Annotated in this window: 17 protein-coding genes; 4 read left to right on the top strand and 13 right to left on the bottom strand. The window is 67.9% G+C overall.

Annotation, left to right across the window (positions count from 1 at the left end; all coding sequences use genetic code 11):
* Window positions 1–660: 660 nt before the first annotated feature.
* From pssA to EOW66_RS14680, 5 genes are all read right to left on the bottom strand, one after another.
* Window positions 661–1,392, bottom strand: a complete 732-nt coding sequence (gene pssA / locus EOW66_RS14700) for a CDP-diacylglycerol--serine O-phosphatidyltransferase (protein WP_128157048.1) — start codon at window positions 1,390–1,392, stop codon at window positions 661–663.
* Between the two features lies 1 nt (window position 1,393).
* Complete coding sequence (locus EOW66_RS14695) at window positions 1,394–2,110, bottom strand: phosphatidylserine decarboxylase (RefSeq protein ID WP_338054884.1); 717 nt, start codon at window positions 2,108–2,110, stop codon at window positions 1,394–1,396.
* Window positions 2,111–2,245: 135 nt separating this feature from the next.
* Window positions 2,246–2,737: a 30S ribosomal protein S9 gene (rpsI, locus tag EOW66_RS14690; protein ID WP_113899087.1), complete on the bottom strand. Its 492-nt coding sequence runs from the start codon at window positions 2,735–2,737 to the stop codon at window positions 2,246–2,248.
* A 2-nt stretch (window positions 2,738–2,739) separates the two neighbouring features.
* Complete coding sequence (gene rplM, locus EOW66_RS14685; RefSeq protein WP_113899086.1) at window positions 2,740–3,201, bottom strand: 50S ribosomal protein L13; 462 nt, start codon at window positions 3,199–3,201, stop codon at window positions 2,740–2,742.
* Window positions 3,202–3,350: 149 nt separating this feature from the next.
* Window positions 3,351–3,770: a PaaI family thioesterase gene (locus EOW66_RS14680; protein ID WP_128157046.1), complete on the bottom strand. Its 420-nt coding sequence runs from the start codon at window positions 3,768–3,770 to the stop codon at window positions 3,351–3,353.
* Window positions 3,771–3,823: 53 nt separating this feature from the next.
* On the opposite strand from EOW66_RS14680, the gene EOW66_RS14675 reads away from it, so the two are divergent.
* Window positions 3,824–4,612 (top strand): enoyl-CoA hydratase, encoded by a 789-nt coding sequence (locus EOW66_RS14675; RefSeq protein WP_128157045.1) that lies wholly within the window; start codon window positions 3,824–3,826, stop codon window positions 4,610–4,612.
* Window positions 4,613–4,769: 157 nt separating this feature from the next.
* Here EOW66_RS14675 and EOW66_RS14670 read toward each other — a convergent pair whose 3' ends face one another.
* Window positions 4,770–5,513 carry a cytochrome c biogenesis CcdA family protein gene (locus EOW66_RS14670; RefSeq protein ID WP_128157044.1) on the bottom strand — a complete coding sequence of 248 codons (744 nt, stop codon included), beginning with the start codon at window positions 5,511–5,513 and terminating at the stop codon, window positions 4,770–4,772.
* 91 nt (window positions 5,514–5,604) lie between these two features.
* Here EOW66_RS14670 and EOW66_RS14665 point away from each other — a divergent pair, with 91 nt between their 5' ends.
* Complete coding sequence (locus tag EOW66_RS14665) at window positions 5,605–5,829, top strand: sulfurtransferase TusA family protein (protein ID WP_128157043.1); 225 nt, start codon at window positions 5,605–5,607, stop codon at window positions 5,827–5,829.
* A gap of 60 nt (window positions 5,830–5,889) precedes the next feature.
* On the opposite strand, the gene EOW66_RS14660 is transcribed toward EOW66_RS14665, so the two are convergent.
* From EOW66_RS14660 to purC, 6 genes are all read right to left on the bottom strand, one after another.
* Complete coding sequence (locus tag EOW66_RS14660; protein ID WP_128157042.1) at window positions 5,890–8,718, bottom strand: Rne/Rng family ribonuclease; 2,829 nt, start codon at window positions 8,716–8,718, stop codon at window positions 5,890–5,892.
* A 542-nt stretch (window positions 8,719–9,260) separates the two neighbouring features.
* Window positions 9,261–10,592 (bottom strand): sigma-54-dependent transcriptional regulator, encoded by a 1,332-nt coding sequence (locus EOW66_RS14655; protein WP_113899080.1) that lies wholly within the window; start codon window positions 10,590–10,592, stop codon window positions 9,261–9,263.
* A gap of 3 nt (window positions 10,593–10,595) precedes the next feature.
* The gene (locus EOW66_RS14650) at window positions 10,596–12,377 is read right to left on the bottom strand and encodes a sensor histidine kinase (protein WP_113899079.1); all 1,782 of its coding nucleotides are present in this window, start codon (window positions 12,375–12,377) and stop codon (window positions 10,596–10,598) included.
* Between the two features lie 61 nt (window positions 12,378–12,438).
* Window positions 12,439–13,107 carry a phosphoribosylformylglycinamidine synthase subunit PurQ gene (gene purQ / locus EOW66_RS14645; RefSeq protein WP_128157041.1) on the bottom strand — a complete coding sequence of 223 codons (669 nt, stop codon included), beginning with the start codon at window positions 13,105–13,107 and terminating at the stop codon, window positions 12,439–12,441.
* 66 nt (window positions 13,108–13,173) lie between these two features.
* Window positions 13,174–13,413: a phosphoribosylformylglycinamidine synthase subunit PurS gene (gene purS, locus EOW66_RS14640; protein WP_128157040.1), complete on the bottom strand. Its 240-nt coding sequence runs from the start codon at window positions 13,411–13,413 to the stop codon at window positions 13,174–13,176.
* Window positions 13,414–13,425: 12 nt separating this feature from the next.
* On the bottom strand, window positions 13,426–14,187 hold the full coding sequence (gene purC / locus EOW66_RS14635; protein WP_128157039.1) for a phosphoribosylaminoimidazolesuccinocarboxamide synthase: 762 nt from the start codon (window positions 14,185–14,187) through the stop codon (window positions 13,426–13,428).
* 275 nt (window positions 14,188–14,462) lie between these two features.
* On the opposite strand from purC, the gene EOW66_RS14630 reads away from it, so the two are divergent.
* Complete coding sequence (locus EOW66_RS14630) at window positions 14,463–14,774, top strand: DUF1476 domain-containing protein (RefSeq protein WP_113899075.1); 312 nt, start codon at window positions 14,463–14,465, stop codon at window positions 14,772–14,774.
* 111 nt (window positions 14,775–14,885) lie between these two features.
* Window positions 14,886–15,842, top strand: a complete 957-nt coding sequence (locus tag EOW66_RS14625) for a homocysteine S-methyltransferase family protein (protein WP_128157038.1) — start codon at window positions 14,886–14,888, stop codon at window positions 15,840–15,842.
* Here EOW66_RS14625 and EOW66_RS14620 read toward each other — a convergent pair.
* Window positions 15,839–16,936 carry a PA0069 family radical SAM protein gene (locus EOW66_RS14620; protein WP_128157037.1) on the bottom strand — a complete coding sequence of 366 codons (1,098 nt, stop codon included), beginning with the start codon at window positions 16,934–16,936 and terminating at the stop codon, window positions 15,839–15,841. The genes EOW66_RS14625 and EOW66_RS14620 overlap by 4 nt on opposite strands.
* Window positions 16,937–17,018: the final 82 nt, after the last annotated feature.

Raw genomic sequence — 17,018 nt, 5'->3', positions numbered from 1 at the left:
TGCTATCCTTGACGTCGAACCGTGCACATATCTGATCCAACCCCGAAAGGCCGGATCGTCACATCTGCTTGTCGTCTCTGGAAACCAGAGCCGCCAAACAGTGAAGCTGACTACTCACATCATCGGGCTGCCCCTAGTGAGCGATATGCTACGGTCCGCGTCGATGTCGACCAAACCGCCCGCATATCTCTTCAGATATCTATCAATTTCAAAGAGCAGAGGCAAAAAACAACCTTCAGCACCAATCTTGGCGCTTCCGGCCGATCAACCTCGTTCACTTCCGGCCTCGATCCGTTTCCGTTTCGGCGCTTTCAGCGACCGTCGCGGTGTGTTCCGCTTCGGTGAGGGGGGTTCTACGGCTGCACGCCGACCTCCGCAAGCAGATTTTTCGCAGAACTGTCACTTTTTTCGGGTAGCCCTTATTTCATTGAGCATTTTTTGGGCGTCCTGCGCTTCGCACGGACAGCCTGCGCATGGGATGCGCGGCTTATCCACAGAATGCCGGCTGCCTTCACCGTCGGATCCCCCGGAATCGAGGCAGATTCGCGTCGGACGAAGCGCCGAATCTGCCCTTTCGGGGGATGCGCACGCCCTGCCCCGGGTGCGAAAATGAAAAAAGCCGGGCACAAGGCCCGGCCACTCCGTCCGTCGAATCGCGGCTCAGCGCAAAACCCGTCCGCGCACCTTCCACACCCCCGGCAGCAGCGTCGCGACATAGATCAGATCGACGATCACCATCAGCAGCCAGAACCGGGTGAAGATCAGCCCCATGCCGATCACCGTGCCCATCAGCAGCGCCCCCACGCCCCAGCGCGGCACCCGCAGCGCCTTCGGCGAGAAGGTCGGCACGCGCGAGATCATCAGCACGCCCACCAGGCCGAGCCAGAAGGCCACCCCCATCGGCGCGCCGCGCAGATCAAGCAGACCCGAGAAGCTCAGATAGATCGGCAGCAGCGCCAGCATCGCCCCGGCCGGCGCCGGCACCCCGGTGAAATGGGTCTTGCCCGCCCCGTCCTCGCCGCGCATCACGTTGAAGCGGGCAAGCCGCAGGCAGCAGGCGGCGGCAAAGACCAGCACCAGCACCCAGCCCATCGCATTCACCTCGCCAAGCGCGAAGCGGTAGACAAGCAGCCCGGGCGCCACGCCGAAGCACAGGAAATCGGACAGGCTGTCGAGCTCCGCCCCGAATTCCGAGGTCGCCCGCAGCCGCCGCGCAATCAGCCCGTCCATACCGTCGATCAGCGCCGAGAGCAGCACCAGCACCACCGCCGTCTCGAACTGCGCCACCATCGTGTAGCGGATCGAGGTCAGCCCGAGGCACATCCCCGCGATCGTCACGAGGTTGGGCAGGAGCAACAGGAACGGCATCTGTTCGCGCTCGCGCGGCTCCATCTCAGCGCTCCCCGCCCGTGCGTGCGGCCTCGTCCGAGGCAAGATCGGCGATCACCGTCTCGCCGGCGACCATCGTCTGGCCGATGCAGACAAGCGGGTTCACCCCCTCGGGCAGGTAGATATCAAGCCGCGAGCCGAAACGGATCAGCCCGAATCGCGCGCCGGTCATCAGCGCCTGGCCCTCCTTCACCTCGCACAGGATCCGCCGCGCCACGAGGCCCGCGATCTGCACCACGCCGTAGCGGCGCCCGTCGGCGGTTTCCACGGCCAGGCCATTGCGCTCGTTGTCCGAGCTGGCCTTGTCGAGCGAGGCATTGAGGAACTTGCCCGGCCGGTAGGCGATGCGGGTGATGCGGCCGGCGAGTGGCAGCCGGTTCACATGGCAGTTGAACACCGACATGAAGACCGAAACCCGGGTCATCGGCGCATCGCCCAGGCCCAGCTCGGCCGGCGGCACCGCGGGTTCGAGCAGCGAGACCACGCCATCGGCGGGCGAGACCATCAGCCCCTCGCGCGCGGGCGTCACCCGCACCGGATCGCGGAAGAAGTAATAGCACCAGACCGTCAGCCCGGTGCCGAGCCAGCCGAGCGGCACCCAGATCAGGAACAGCACAAGCGTGATACCGGCGAAGATGGCGACGAACTTCCGCCCCTCCGGGTGCATCGGCTTGATGAAGGTGGAAAGCATCGATACGGACATGCGCCTGCCTTGTGTTATGGTTCTTTTGCCCTGTTTCTACCGCAAAGCGCGGATCATGGGAACAGCCAGGCCGCCCCCGCCCCGCCACCGCTGCGGCACAATGAAAAACGCGGCCCCGAGGGACCGCGTTTTCCGGATGCGATGGTCTGAAGATCAGCGCTTCGAGAACTGGAAGGAGCGGCGGGCTTTCGCCTTGCCGTACTTCTTGCGTTCGACGACGCGCGAGTCGCGGGTCAGGAAGCCCGCGGCCTTCAGCGGCGCACGCAGCGCCGGTTCGTGCAGCTGCAGCGCCTTCGAGATGCCGTGCTTCACCGCACCGGCCTGGCCCGAGAGGCCACCGCCGGCAACGGTCGCGACGACGTCATACTGGCCTTCGACGCCAGCGACGCCGAACGGCTGGTTCACGATCAGCTGGAGCACCGGACGCGCGAAATACACGGCCATTTCCTTGCCGTTCACGGTGATCTTGCCCGAGCCGGGCTTGATCCAGACGCGGGCGACCGCGTCCTTGCGCTTGCCGGTGGCATAGGCGCGGTTCAGCGAGTCGCGCTGCGCTTCGCGGGTGACCGGGGCTTCGGCGGTCGCCACGGCGACGCCCGACACGGCCGACTTCAGATCGTCGAGGGACTTGAGTTCTTCGGCCATGATCAGCTCCGGGTGTTCTTCTTGTTCAGGACCTTGACGTCCAGAACTTCAGGCTGTTGGGCTTCATGCGGATGCTCGGTGCCGGCATAGACGCGCAGGTTCGACATCTGCGCACGGCCAAGACGGTTGCGCGAGATCATGCGCTCGACGGCCTTGATCACGACACGCTCGGGGTGAGCCCCTTCGAGCACCTGACGCGCGGTGCGGAACTTGATCCCGCCCGGGTGGTTGGTGTGCCAGTAGTAGCGCTTGTCTTCACGCTTCGTGCCCGTCATCTGCACCTTGTCGGCGTTGATGATGATCACGTTGTCGCCCATGTCCATGTGCGGAGTGAAGGTCGGCTTGTGCTTGCCACGCAGGCGCATGGCAACGATCGTGGCGAGGCGGCCCAGAACGACGCCCTCGGCGTCGATCAGGATCCACTTCTTCTCGATCTCCGCCGGTTTCGCGGTATAGGTTTTCATTTCGATCGCCCTTTGAAGGGTTGTGGAATTCGGATGCCGGCTTTTCCGCGATTGGCGCGCGAAAAGCAAGCCCGACTCCCGCCATTTTTCAATGCAAAATCAAAGCCTTGAAAAATTGGTATCAAGATACCCCACGAAATCGCCCCGAGTCACCCCTTCGGCGGGATCGAATAGGTCATCGACGAGCGCGCAACGGGCGCCGCCTCGCCCTCCGAGAAGATCAGCACATCCCCCACCGCGAGCACCCGGCCGAGCTTGAGAAGCCGCGCCCGCGCGATCAGGTCGCGCCCCGCCGCAGGCTTGCGCATGAAGTCGATCGAGGCCCCGGTGGTGACCGCCAGCGCCACCGGCCCGATCCGGCTCAGGATCGCAAGCCAGACCGAGACATCGGCGAGTGCGAACATCGTCGGCCCCGAGACCGTGCCGCCCGGGCGCAGGTGCAGCTCGCCCACCTTCAGCCGCACGACCAGCTCCTCGCCCACGCTCTCGATCACGAAATCGCCCGCCACCTGCGGAAATTCCTCTTCCATGAAGGCGGCAAGCCGCGCCTCGTCCATTGCGATTTCCATCTTTCCTCCCTCGCTCCCGCTCCCTAGAGTTTCCGCGACAGGGAGGAATTTCAATGACGGATCTCGTGCAACTCGAGCGACGTGGCGTCGTCGCGCATCTGACGATGAACGCCCCGGGCAGCCTGAATGCATTGTCGGACGCAATGCTTGCTGCGCTGAAGGCGCGCTTCACCGAGCTGGGCGGGGACGGCTCGGTGAAGGTCGTGGTGCTGAAGGGCGCGGGCAAGGCCTTCTGCGCCGGCCATGACCTGAAGGAGATGCAGGCGGGCCGGCAGGCCGCCGACAAGGGCCGCGCCTATTTCGCCGATCTCTTCTTCCGCTGCGCCGAGGTGATGCAGATGATCCCCGCGCTGCCGCAACCGGTGATCGCCGAGGTGCATGGCATCGCCACCGCGGCCGGCTGCCAGCTCGTCGCGAGCTGCGATCTCGCCGTCGCGGCCGAGGGCACGCGCTTTGGCGTGAACGGGGTGAACATCGGGCTCTTCTGCTCGACGCCGATGGTGGCGCTCACCCGCAACGTGCCGCGCAAGGTCGCCTTCGAGATGCTGACGACGGGCGAGTTCATCGACGCCGCCCGCGCCCGCGAGGTGGGGCTCGTGAACCGCATCGCGCCGCACGAGGCCCTCGCCAGCGAGACCGGGCGGCTGGCCGAGACCCTTGCCGCGAAACTCGGCGCGGCGGTGAAGATCGGCAAGCGCGCCTTCTACGACCAGATGCCCCTCGATCTCGCCGCCGCCTATGAACACACCGCGGCCGTGATGGTCGAGAACATGCTCTGGCGCGACACCGAGGAAGGGATCAGCGCCTTCATCGAAAAGCGCAAACCCGACTGGACGGTCTGAAAGCAGGGGGCGCTGCCCCCTCTTTTGCCTGGCGGCAAAGTTCACCCCCGGGATATTTGGCGCGATTGGAAGACACGGGCCTTCCTGCTTCCAATTGCCGCAAATATCCCGGGGGTGAGGCCCGACAGGGCCGAGGGGGCAGCGCCCCCTGCCTCCGTCAGCCGAGCTGTGCCAGCCCCGGGAAGGTCTCGAGCAGCCAGAAACTGATCGCCGAAAACGCATTCGTCAGCAGCAGGAACCCGACGATCACCAGAAGCGCGCCCATGACCTTCTCGATCAGCCCCATGTGCCGCTTGATCCGGTTCATCACCCCGATCGCGCGCTGGATGAAGATCGCCGCGAGCAGGAAGGGGATGCCGAGCCCCGCGGCATAGACCGCAAGCAGCCCGGTGCCGCGCGCAAGGTCGCCGCCCTGCGCCGCGATCGACAGGATGGCGCCCAGCTGCGGCCCGATGCAGGGGGTCCAGCCGAAGGCGAAGGCAAGCCCCAGCACATAGGCACCGAGGCTCGATCCGCCCTGCTCGCCCGCATCGAGCCGCGCCTCGCGGTCGAGGATCGGGATCCGGTAGAGGCCGAGGAAGTGCAGTCCGAGCCCGATGATGACCGCCCCCGCGATGCGGCCGAACAGCTCCTGGTTCGACAGGAAGAACTGGCCGAAGGCCGAGGCGGCAAAGCCCATCAGCAGGAAAACGGTGGAGAGCCCCAGCACGAAGAACAGCGCCGGCAGCACCGCCGAGCCGCGGCCCTCGCGCAGATCGCCCATGCTGACCCCGCCCATATAGGCGAGGTAGGGTGGCACGATCGGCAGCACACAGGGGCTGAGGAAGGACAAAAGCCCGGCCACCAGCGCGACCAGCGCGGCGGGCAGGAAGGCGGCGTCGATGAGGTCAATTCCGAACATGCCCCTCCTTAGCATCCCCGCCCCCGCCCGTCATCGGCCTGCCGCTCACAAGCGCGTGGACAAATCGGCGCAGCGCGGCTAGCCCGAAACCATGGACATCGCCACCACCATCGACGCGCGGGGCCTGCTCTGCCCGCTGCCCGTCCTGCGCCTGCGCAGGGTGCTCGCCACCCTGCCTGCGGGCGCGGTGGTCGAGCTTCTGGCGACCGACGGCGCCAGCTGGATCGACGTGCCGCATTTCTGTGCCGGGGCCGGACATGTCCTGATTTCGGCCGAGGACACGGCCGGGCTGCGCTATCTCGTGCGCAAGGGGTAATCCCGAAACGAAAAACGCCGGGCACAGGGCCCGGCGTTCGTCATCTCCCGTGCAATCGGATCAGGCCGACCACCAGCCACGGCGCTTCGGCGCGGTCGAGGCGCGCGCCTCCTCGCCCGGCATCTCGTCCGGCAGCTCGGCGGGCGCCTCGACCGGGGTCTCGATCACCGGCGCCGCCGGCGCCTCGACCGGGGTCACGACCGGCGTTTCCGCAGGCGGGGCCGCAGGGGCCTCGGCCGGCGGCGCCGCGGGCGTTTCCACCGGCGCTGCAGGCTCGGCGGCTGTCACCGCTTCGGCGGCGGGCTCCGCCGGAACCACCTTCTTGCGCGAGCGGCTGCTCGTCGTCTTCTTCGGCGCGGGGGCGGCCTCCCCCTCCTCGCCCTCGGCAGCCTTCACCGTCTTCTTGCGCGACGAGGAGGTCTTCGGCGCCGTGGTCTTCGACGTCGACGACTTCGCGCTCGTCGAGCGCGACCGGCTCGACTTCTTCGGGGCTTCCTCGACGGGCGCTTCCGCTTCGGTCTCGGTCACGACGACCTCCGTCGCAGCGGCCTCGACCGGCACCGCCGGCGCCGCCGCTTCGGTCACGACGTCGGCCGGGGCATCCACCGGCAGCTCGGGCAGGTCCACCGTGGCCAGAGCCGCCGCCGCCGCCGCGCGCGCCGCATCCTCGGCCGCCTCGTCCTCGTCGACAGGCTCGCCGCCCTCGTCCTCGTCCTCGGCATCCGACGCCTCGCCCGCCGCCGCAGCGGTCCCCGGGCCAGACTTCTTCTTCCGCCGACGCCGACGCTTCTTCTTCTTCGGCTGATCCTCGCCCTCGCCGATCTCGGCCGCGTTATCCTCGACCTCCGCCTCGATCTCGGTTTCGGTCTCGGCCTCGATCTCCTCGAGGTCTTCGTCCTCGTCGATCTCCGCCTCGTCGATCTCGGCCATCAGCTCGGCCGTGGCGTGCACCGCCTGGCTCATCGGATCGGGCACGACGCGCGTTGCGGTCTTGAACTTCTCGATCGAGAAGTCCGGGCTGACCAGCATCGGGTCGGCCTCGAGCCGCACCGCCATGCCATAGCGCGCCTCGATCCCGGCGATATGCTCGCGCTTGGCGTTCATCAGGTAGTTCGCCACCGCGACCGGGCATTTCACCAGCACTTCGCGCGAACGCTTGCGGGTGCCCTCTTCCTCGATCGCGCGCAGCACCTGCAGCGCCAGGCTGTCATCCGAGCGGATCAGCCCGGTGCCATGGCAATGCGGGCAGGGCTGCGTGGTCGATTCCAGCATCCCCGGACGCAGCCGCTGCCGGCTCATCTCCATCAGCCCGAAGCCCGAGATCCGGCCCACCTGGATGCGGGCGCGGTCGGTCTTCAGCTTCTCCTTCATCCGCTTCTCGACGGCGGCGTTGTTCTTGCGCTCTTCCATGTCGATGAAGTCGATGACGATCAGCCCCGCCAGGTCGCGCAGGCGCAGCTGGCGGGCAACCTCGTCGGCGGCCTCGAGGTTGGTCTTCAGCGCCGTGTCCTCGATCGAGCCTTCCTTGGTGGCCCGGCCCGAGTTCACGTCGATGGCGACCAGCGCCTCGGTCACGCCGATGACGATGTAGCCGCCCGATTTCAGCTGCACCACCGGGTTGAACATCGAGGAAAGATAGCTTTCCACCTGGAAGCGCGCGAAGAGCGGCAGCTGTTCGTGATAGTTGGTGACGCTTTTCGCGTGGGACGGCATGATCATCTTCATGAAGTCCTTGGCGACGCGATAGCCGCGTTCGCCCTCGACCAGCACCTCGTCGATGTCCTTCGAGTAGAGGTCGCGGATCGAGCGCTTGATCAGGTCGCCTTCCTCATAGATCGGCGCCGGGGCGATCGAGCGCAGCGTGAGCTCGCGGATCTGCTCCCACAGCCGCATCAGGTATTCGTAGTCGCGGCGGATCTCGGTCTTGGTGCGCTGTGCGCCCGCGGTGCGGATGATCAGCCCGGCGCCCTGCGGCACCTCGAGCTCGGAGGCGATCTCCTTCAGCTTCTTGCGGTCGGCGGCGTTGGTGATCTTGCGCGAGATGCCACCACCGCGCGCGGTGTTCGGCATCAAGACGCAGTAGCGGCCGGCAAGCGACAGATAGGTGGTGAGCGCGGCGCCCTTGTTGCCGCGTTCTTCCTTCACCACCTGCACCAGCATGATCTGGCGCACCTTGATCACTTCCTGGATCTTGTAGCGGCGCGGACGCGGCTTGCGGGGCGCGTGGATCTCCTCGCGGACATCTTCCTCGGCGACCGACTCGATGCCGTCATCGGCCGAAGCCGCGCCATCCTCGTCGGTGTTCTCGTCTTCGGCGTCGCGCCCGTCGTCCCCCGCTTCGGCAGCGGCGAAGTCTTCGGCCCGGAGCGCCTCGGCCGGCTCCGGCGCGCCGAGCACGTCGACGGTCTCGACCGGCGCGGCGATCAGCGCCTCGCCTTCGGCCGTCTCGGCCCCGAGATCGACCACCGCCATGCCGGGGATGTCCTCGGAGCGGACGACCGCATCGGTCTCGGCGGCCTTCTCGGCCTTCGCCGGGCTGCGCGAGCGCGAGCGCGACCGGCGCGAGCGCGACTTCGTCTCCTCGGCCTCCTCGGCCTCGGCATAGGCGCGTTCTTCCTCGATCAGCGCCTGCCGGTCAGCGACCGGGATCTGGTAGTAATCGGGGTGGATTTCCGCGAAGGCGAGGAAGCCGTGGCGGTTGCCGCCGTAATCGACAAAAGCGGCCTGGAGCGAAGGCTCCACCCGCGTCACTTTTGCCAGATAGATATTGCCGGCGAGCTGCCGCTTGTTGATGGTCTCAAAGTCGAATTCCTCGACCTTGTTGCCGTCCACCACCACGACGCGGGTTTCCTCCGCGTGGGTGGCATCGATGAGCATTTTCTTTGCCATGAATCCAGTTTCCCCACACCCGCGGCCGCCCCTCCCCGGGGGGAGAGGCGGCGCGGACATGGTTTTTCGTTGAGGCGAGCACGGGGACCGACACGCCGGCGGCGGCGGCCAAAGGCCCGCCCGTCATCACCAGCCCATCCTGTCCACGCATCATCGCGGTTCTTTCCCAAGTGCGGGGGAGGCCCCGTCACCCAATTGAAACCCCCGCGGATCAAGGCCTTGGGGGCAAGAGAGCGGCCTTTCGGCCAATCGGTTGATCCGGGCGCGAAGGCGCCATCGCGCACTTCCTGGCCCCGAAATCAGCGAAATCCGTGGACGAAACGCCAAGAGGCAGCGTCCCGCCGACATAAAACGACAATAGCCGCGCGGCCGCGGCAATGACAATCGCTTTTTCGTCGCGGCGGGCGCGAAGCGGGAAGGCCGGAGCGCAGCGGTTGCCGCGCAAGGGGGCGCTGCCCCCTCGGGCTGCGCCCTCACCCCCGGGATATTTGGAGCAATTGGAAGTGGAAGGGGCGGCGCGGACCGTGGGCCGCGCCTGCCCCTCAGATGTAGTCCTGCCGGGTCAGGCCGTATTTCGCCATCTTCTCGTTCAGCGTACGGCGCGGCAGGCACAGCTCGTCCATCACCGCCGAGATCGCCCCCTTGTGCCGGCGCATCGTGTTGTCGATCAGCATCTTCTCGAAGTTCTCGACATATTCCTTCAGCGGCTTGCCCTCGGTGGTCATCGCCGGGCCGGCCTCTTCGTTGTCGGCCATCAGCAGCGAGGCGATCGAGCCCGAGCCGCGGCGCGCCTGCAGCACGGCGCGCTCGGCCACATTGATCAGCTGACGCACGTTGCCGGGCCAGGGCGCCTGCAAGAGCTGTGCCGCCTCCTGCGCCGAGACCTCGGGCGCGTCGCAGCCGTATTCCTCGGCGAATTGTTCGGCCATGCGGGTGAAGATGGTCAGGATATCCTCGCCGCGCGCGCGCAGCGGCGGCAGGGTGATCTTGTGCGCGGCGAGGCGGAAGTAAAGGTCGGGGCGCAGCGCGTCCTCGAGCGTGCGGCCCTCGCCATGGGCGTTGCACACGGCAAGAATGCGGGTCTCGGCCGGCGTGCCCTGCTCGTTGATGAAGGTCAGCAGACGCGCCTGCAGCGACTGGCTCAGCGCCTCGACATCCTCGAGCACCAGCGTGCCGCCGCGCGCCTCCTCGACGAGCGGCAGCGAGCCGCCCTCCTCGACCGGGCCGAAGAGCTTGGCGCTGAGCGCTTCCTCGGCATAGGCGGCGCAGCTGACCACGACGAATTTCTTGCCGGCACGCGGGCCGGTCGCGTGGAGCGCGAGCGCCACCAGCGACTTGCCGGTGCCGGTCTCGCCGTCGATCAGCACGTGGCCGTCGGCCTGGCTGAGATCGAGGATATCCTCGCGCAGCCGCTCCATCGCCGCCGAGGTGCCGATCAGCTTGCCCATCACCTGCGCCCCCTCGGCGAGGTCGCGGCGCAGCGCGCGGTTGTCGAGCGTCATCCGCCGCGCCTGCGTCGCGCGCTTCGCCAGCTCGGTCATCCGGTCGGGGTTGAAGGGCTTTTCCATGAAGTCCATCGCGCCAAGGCGCATCGCCTCGACCGCCATCGGCACGTCGCCATGGCCGGTGATCATGATCACCGGCAACCCGGAATCGAGCCCCATCAGGCGTTTCAGAAACGCCATCCCGTCCATCCCCGGCATCCGGATGTCGGAGATCACCACCCCCGGCCAGTCGGTGCCGATCACCTTCAGCGCCTCCTCGGCGCTCGCATAGGTCTCCGTGTCGAAACCCGAGAGCGCCAGCCACTGGCTCACCGACTGGCGCATGTCTTCCTCGTCGTCGACGATCGCCACCTTCATCATCCGTGCCATGTGCTACTCCGCTGCCTTTGCGCCCCTGGGCGCTGTCGTGTCCTCCGAGATCAGCGGCAGCTGCATCTCGAAGACCGCGCCCCCTTCCTCGGCATTATGTGCGGTCAGCCGACCGCCGAAATCGCTGACGATGGAGGAGGAAATCGCGAGCCCCAGCCCCGTCCCCTCCCCCGGTTTCTTCGTCGTCCAGAACGGCTCGAACAGCTTTTGCAGATCCGAGATCCCGGGCCCGTTGTCGCGCACGCCCAGCACCGCGGTCTCGCCGGTGGCGAGGATCAGCTCGATCGCCGGCTCCGCCCGCCCCTTGGTCGCGTCAAGCGCGTTGCGCAAAAGGTTGATGATCACCTGCTCGAGCCGGATCCGGTCGGCCATCACCATCACCGGCTCGCGCGGCAACACCCGGGTGATGCGCACCGTGCGCGCCTTCAGCTGCGGCTCCATCATCGCCAGCGCCGAGCTGATCGCGGCGCGCAGATCGACCGGCTCGAAGGCCTCGCCGCCCTTGCGCGCATAGGATTTCAGCTGCCGGGTGATCGCCCCCATCCGCTCGATCAGATCGTCGATGCGCTGGAACGAGCTCAGTGCCTCCTCGGTCCGGGCGCGCTGCAACAGCAGCCGCGCGCCGGCGAGATAGGTCTTCATCGCGGCAAGCGGCTGGTTCAGCTCGTGGCTCACTGCGGCCGACATCTCGCCAAGCGCCGCGAGCTTCGAGGATTGCGCCAGCGTCTGCTCGGCGACGGCCAGATCCTTCTGCACCTTCTCGCGCTCGGCGATCTCGCGGCTGAGCCGTGCGTTCAGCGCCCGCAGATCGGCCGATTCGCGGCGATAGGCGAGCGATTGCACCCGCGCCCGCCGCGACAGCACGTAAAACCCGGCGGCGAGCAGGATGGCAAAGCCCATGATCTCCATCGCGAGGACGGCATTCACCTTCTCGCGCACCGATTCATAACTGGTGAAGGCGATCATCCGCCAGCCGCGGAAGGGGATGCGGGTCTCGGTGCGCATCACCGCCTGCCCCCTCAGATAGGCGTCGGGCGGCTCGTTCGCCCAGTCGGCCGTGACCTGCAGCGCGCGCTCGATCGCGGTCGGGGCAGAGCGCGCCGACAGCGCCTCGGCCACCGTCAGCCCGCGCCATTTCGGCTCGGTCGTCAGGATGATCCGGCCCTCGCTGTCGGTCACCGCGACCGCATCCGAGATCCCCGCCCAGGAGCGTTCGAACTTCGACAGTTCCGCCTCGACGACGATCACCCCGATCGCCCGGCCATCGGCGACAAGGGCGCGGGAATAGTCGAATTCCGTCGCCCCGGTCGCCCCCGAGGCGGCGGTGAAGATCGTCTCGCGCGAGCGTTGCGCCTCGACGAAGAACGGCTCGCTCGCATAGGAGGTGCCCAGAAGGTTGCGGTTCGTCGCCGCCACCACCCGCCCGTCCATGTCGAGAAGCCGGATCGAGGCCGCGGCGATATCCTCGCGCGCCGAGATCAGCTGCGCCGAGCTTTTCGAGAAATCCCCGGTCTCGAGGGCATTGGTCAGCACCGGATCGCGGGCAAGCAGAAGCGGCACCACCGAGGTGCGCTGCAGCTCAGAGAGGATGTTGCCGGAGTAAAGCGCCAGCCGCAGTTCGGTGCGCACCCGCGTCGTCTCGGTGAACCGCTCGGTCAGCCAGGCGTTGGTGGACCAGATCACCGCCACCGCGACAGCGACGACCCCGGCCCCGGCAATCCGCCCAAACACGCGCCGCCGACCGCGCCGCTCGGGCTCGGAAAGGCTCGTCTGATCTGTGGTCATGCGTCTTGCGGGCATGGCGCCAATCTAGGCCGAAGGCGCCGGACCAACAAGGCGGCGGCGATCACGCCAGCGCCATCACCGAGCTCAACGCGCGGAAAAGCGCCGCCCCGTCGGTGCCGCCCTGCGCGGGCTCCACCACCCGCTCGGGATGCGGCATCATGCCCAGCACCCGGCGGTTGGCGCTCAGCACGCCGGCGATGTCGTCGGTCGCGCCATTCGGGTTTTCCACATAGCGGAAGGCGACGCGATCCTCGCCCCGAAGCTGCTTCAGCCCCTCGGCGTCGATCTGGTAATTGCCCTCGGCATGCGCGATCGGGATCACGATCTCCTGCCCCGGGCCATAGCCCGAGGTGAAGGCGCTGTCGGTGGTCGTCACCGTCAGCGCGACGGGCTTCGAGATGAATTTGAGCCCCGCGTTGCGCATCAGCGCGCCCGGCAGCAGCCCCATCTCGGTCAGCACCTGGAAGCCGTTGCACACGCCCAGCACGTAGCCGCCACGCTGCGCGAAATCGACCACGGCCTGGCCGATCGGCGAGCGCGAGGCGATCGCGCCGCAGCGCAGATAGTCACCAAAGGAAAAGCCGCCCGGAATGCCGATGACGTCGATGCCCGCCGGCAGCTCGGTCTCCTTGTGCCAGACCTTCACCACCTCGTCGCCTGCCTTCGCGAAGGCGTCATAGAGGTCGCGGTCGCAGTTCGACCCGGGGAAGGTGATGACGGCGGCTTTCATCTCAGGGGCTCCCTAGCTTCTTCTTGGCGCAAATACCTCGGGGTCCGGGGCAGAGCCCCGGCGCCCTCAGGCGATCTCGACGGTGTATTTCTCGATCACGGTGTTGGCGAGCAGCTTCTCGCACATCGCCTTGACCTCGGCCTCCGCCGCGGCCTTGTCGGTCGCGGCGAGATCAAGCTCGATCACCTTGCCCTGGCGCACGGCCTCGACGCCCGAGAAGCCCATGTGGCCAAGCGCGGCGCGCACGGCCTCGCCCTGCGGGTCGAGCACCCCATCCTTCAGCATGACATGAACACGGGCCTTCATCGCGGGCGCTCCTCAGTTGATCAGGGTGGGCTTCATCGGCTCGGGATTGGTCGGCAGCACGCCGAGACGCTTCGCCACCTCGGTATAGGCATCCGTCAGGCTGCCCAGATCGCGGCGGAACACGTCCTTGTCGAGATGCGCGCCGGTCTTCATGTCCCACAGCCGGCAGCTGTCGGGCGAGATCTCGTCGGCAACGATCAGGCGCATGAAATCGCCATCCCAGACCCGGCCGATCTCGATCTTGAAATCGACGAGCTTGATGCCGACGCCGAAGAACACGCCGGCGAGGAAATCGTTCACCCGCAGCGCCAGCGACACGATGTCGTCCAGATCCTGCTGGTTCGCCCAGCCGAAGGCGACGATGTATTCCTCGGGCACCAGCGGATCGCCGAGCGCGTCGTTCTTGTAGCTGTATTCGACGATCGGGCGCGGCAGGGCGGTGCCCTCTTCCATGCCCAGACGTTTCGCGATCGAGCCGGCGGCGAAGTTGCGCACGATCACCTCGAGCGGGATGATCTCGACCTGGCGGATCAGCTGCTCGCGCATATTCAGGCGGCGGATGAAGTGGTTCGGGATGCCGACGTTGGTCAGCCCGTTCATGAAGAATTCGCACAGGCGGTTGTTCAGCACGCCCTTGCCTTCGATCGTCGCCTTCTTCTGCGCGTTGAAGGCGGTCGCGTCATCCTTGAAATACTGGACGAGCGTGCCGGGCTCCGGGCCTTCGTACAGGATCTTCGCCTTGCCTTCGTAGATCTTCTTGCGGCGCGGTGACATGGGCAATGGTTCCTTCTGCGGCCCGGCTGCCCGGGGGGCAGCTCCCCTGGGCCCGCACCGGGCAAACGGGCGCAGGGCCCTTTTCGCCCCTATAGGACAAGGCTTGCGGCGCCGCAAGGCAAAGGCGTGTGGCCGCTGCCGATTTGCCAGCCGCCATTCGCGCCCGCAGCATTAGCGCTAGCGGTCGTTCTGCGCCGATCTGCACCCTTGAAGTGCCCCGCCGAGGCGGGCATATGTCAGTTTAAGGGCAACCAATTTCCCGGGGGGACACGGCCATGACCACCTTTGACGACCGCGAACAGGCATATGAATCGAAGTTCGCCCATGACACCGACAAACGGTTTCGCGAGGGCGCACGCGCGGTGAAGATGGTCGCGCAATGGGCCGCCGAACTGATGGGCAAGGCGGATGAGGAGGCCGACACCTACGTCTCCTCGCTGCTCACCGCCGATTTCTTCGAAGCCGGCAAGGAAGACGTGATCCGCAAGCTGGTGGCCGACCTCGGCCCGCGCGCCGACGAGGCCGCGATCCGCGCCAAGCTTGCCGAAGCGCTGCACGCCGCCGCCAAACAGATCGCCGAGGGCTGATCCGGGGCCAGGCCCCGCCGATCCCGAAACACGCCCTCCGGTGCTGCCGGGGGGTTTTTCACATCCGCGCCCGCAAGCTGCCCGCCGCCGCGCCGCACAGGAAGTGACGCCATGCCTGCCGAGACCCTCGCCCATCTGCTTGCCGCGCGCGACTGGATGCTGACCGACGGCCTGCCCGAGCGCGGCCCCGCAGGGCTTGCGCTCGAACGCGGCACCCCCGCGGCCCTTGCCGCCCCCGCCCGGATGCAGGCGGTGGCGAAGGCCGCGATCGACGCGGGCGCGGATCTGATCCGCACGAACTCGGCCGGTGCCAATGCCTCGCGGCTGCGCCCCTATGGCGCGCAGGCCCGCGCCGGCATGCTCAGCCGCACCGCGGCCGAGATCGCGCAGGAGGCGGCCGAGCGCACCGACCGGCAGGTGGTCGTCGCCGGCGCAATCGGGCCGACGGGCGAGATCTTCGCGCCGATGGGCACGCTGCGCCACGCGCTTGCCGTCGAGATCTTCCACGAACAGGCCGAGGCGCTGCGCGAGGGCGGCGCAAGCGTGCTGTGGCTCGGCGGCTTCGCCGCACTCGAGGAACTCGCGGCCGCGGCCGAGGCGGCGCAGCGCGCCGGACTCGGCTGGTGCGGCACGATGCGCTTCGACACCGCCGGGCGCACGCTGATGGGCCTCGCCCCCGCCCCCTTCGCGGCGCAGGCCGGCGCGCTGGCACCACAGCCCGAGGCCCTTGGCGCCGAGGGGCCGGGGCCGGCACGGCTTTTGCACACGCTGCTCACGCTCTGCGCGGCCGGGGTCGAGCACCCGTTGATCGCCCAGGCCGATGCGCAGACCGACGACCTGACCGAGGATGGCACCGAGAGCGATCCGCGCCGGATGGCGGAATTCGCCCGGCTCGCGCGCGACGCCGGCGCGCGGATCATCGGTGGCGGTGCGGGGCTGACGGCGGCGCATCTCGACGCGATGCGCGCGGCGCTGGAAACCACGCCCCGCGACGCGCGCCCGACGCATGACGAGATCACCGCGCGGCTTGGCGCGGCGCAGCCGGTCGCCGCCCCCCGCCGCGCCTAGAACAGCTCGAGCTGATCGCCCGCCCGCGGCGGCGGCGCGAAACGGCTGAGATCGAGCACCGGCAGCGGCCGGTCGAGGCCAAGCCGGCGGCACGACAGCGCATAGCGCTGCGCCAGCAGCTCGGCCTCGGTGCCCTCGCCGGTCATCCGGCTGCCGAAACGCGGATCGTTCAGCCGCCCGCCGCGGAAGGCCGCGATCGCGTTCAGCACCCGCCCGGCCCGCGCCGGGTAGTGGCGCTGCAGCCAGTCGGCGAACAGCGGCGCCACCTCGTCGGGCAGGCGCAGCGGGATCATCGCCGCCGCCTGCGCCCCCGCCCGCCGCGCCTCGGTCAGGATCGCCTCAAGCGCGTGATCGGTCAGCCCCGGGATGATCGGCGCCGCCATCACCCGCACCGGCACCCCGGCCCGCGCCAGCTCGCGGATCATCCGCAGCCGGGTGCGCGGCGCCGGCGCGCGCGGCTCCATCTTCCGCGCCAGCTCCTCGTCGAGCGTGGTCAGGCTGATGCCCACATGCACGAGCCCCCGCTCCGCCATCCCGGCGATCAGATCGAGGTCACGCAGCACGCCCGCGCCGCGGGTGGTGATCGTCACCGGATGGTTGAAGGCGTCAAGCACCTCGAGCACACCGCGCATCACCCCCATCTTCGCCTCGATCGGCTGATAGGGATCGGTCGAGGTGCCGATGGCGATCGGCGCCACCTGATAGCCCTTGCGCCGCAGCTCGCGCCCGAGCACCGCGGGTGCGTCGGGCTTGGCGATCAGCCGGGTCTCGAAATCGAGCCCCGCCGACAGGCCGAGATAGCCATGCGAGGGCCGCGCGAAGCAGTAGATGCAGCCGTGCTCGCAGCCCCGATAGGGGTTGATCGAGCGCCCGAAGGGCACGTCGGGGCTGTCGTTGCGGGTGATGATGGTGCGCGGATGCTCGATGCTGACCTCGGTGCGCAACAGCGCCTCGTCCTCGGGCAGGTCCCAGCCGTCGGGCTCCCACAGCCGCTCATAGGGCTCGAACCGGCCGACCGGCCGGCTCGCGGCGCCCCGCGCCTTCAGGCGCTGGCGCGGATCGGCGGGGGGCAGGATCAGGGGCAGCTCGGTCATGCGCCGAATCTGGAACAAAGCAGGAACATGTTCAAGCCGATTCGCGCGCACTCAAGCGTGATGGGCACTGCCGTGCTGCGCG

This window comes from Paenirhodobacter huangdaonensis, from assembly GCF_004022465.1.
Taxonomy (GTDB): domain Bacteria; phylum Pseudomonadota; class Alphaproteobacteria; order Rhodobacterales; family Rhodobacteraceae; genus Rhodobacter; species Rhodobacter huangdaonensis.
Note: the sequence above shows the minus strand (reverse complement) of the source record. Positions and strands in the feature narration are given on the sequence as shown.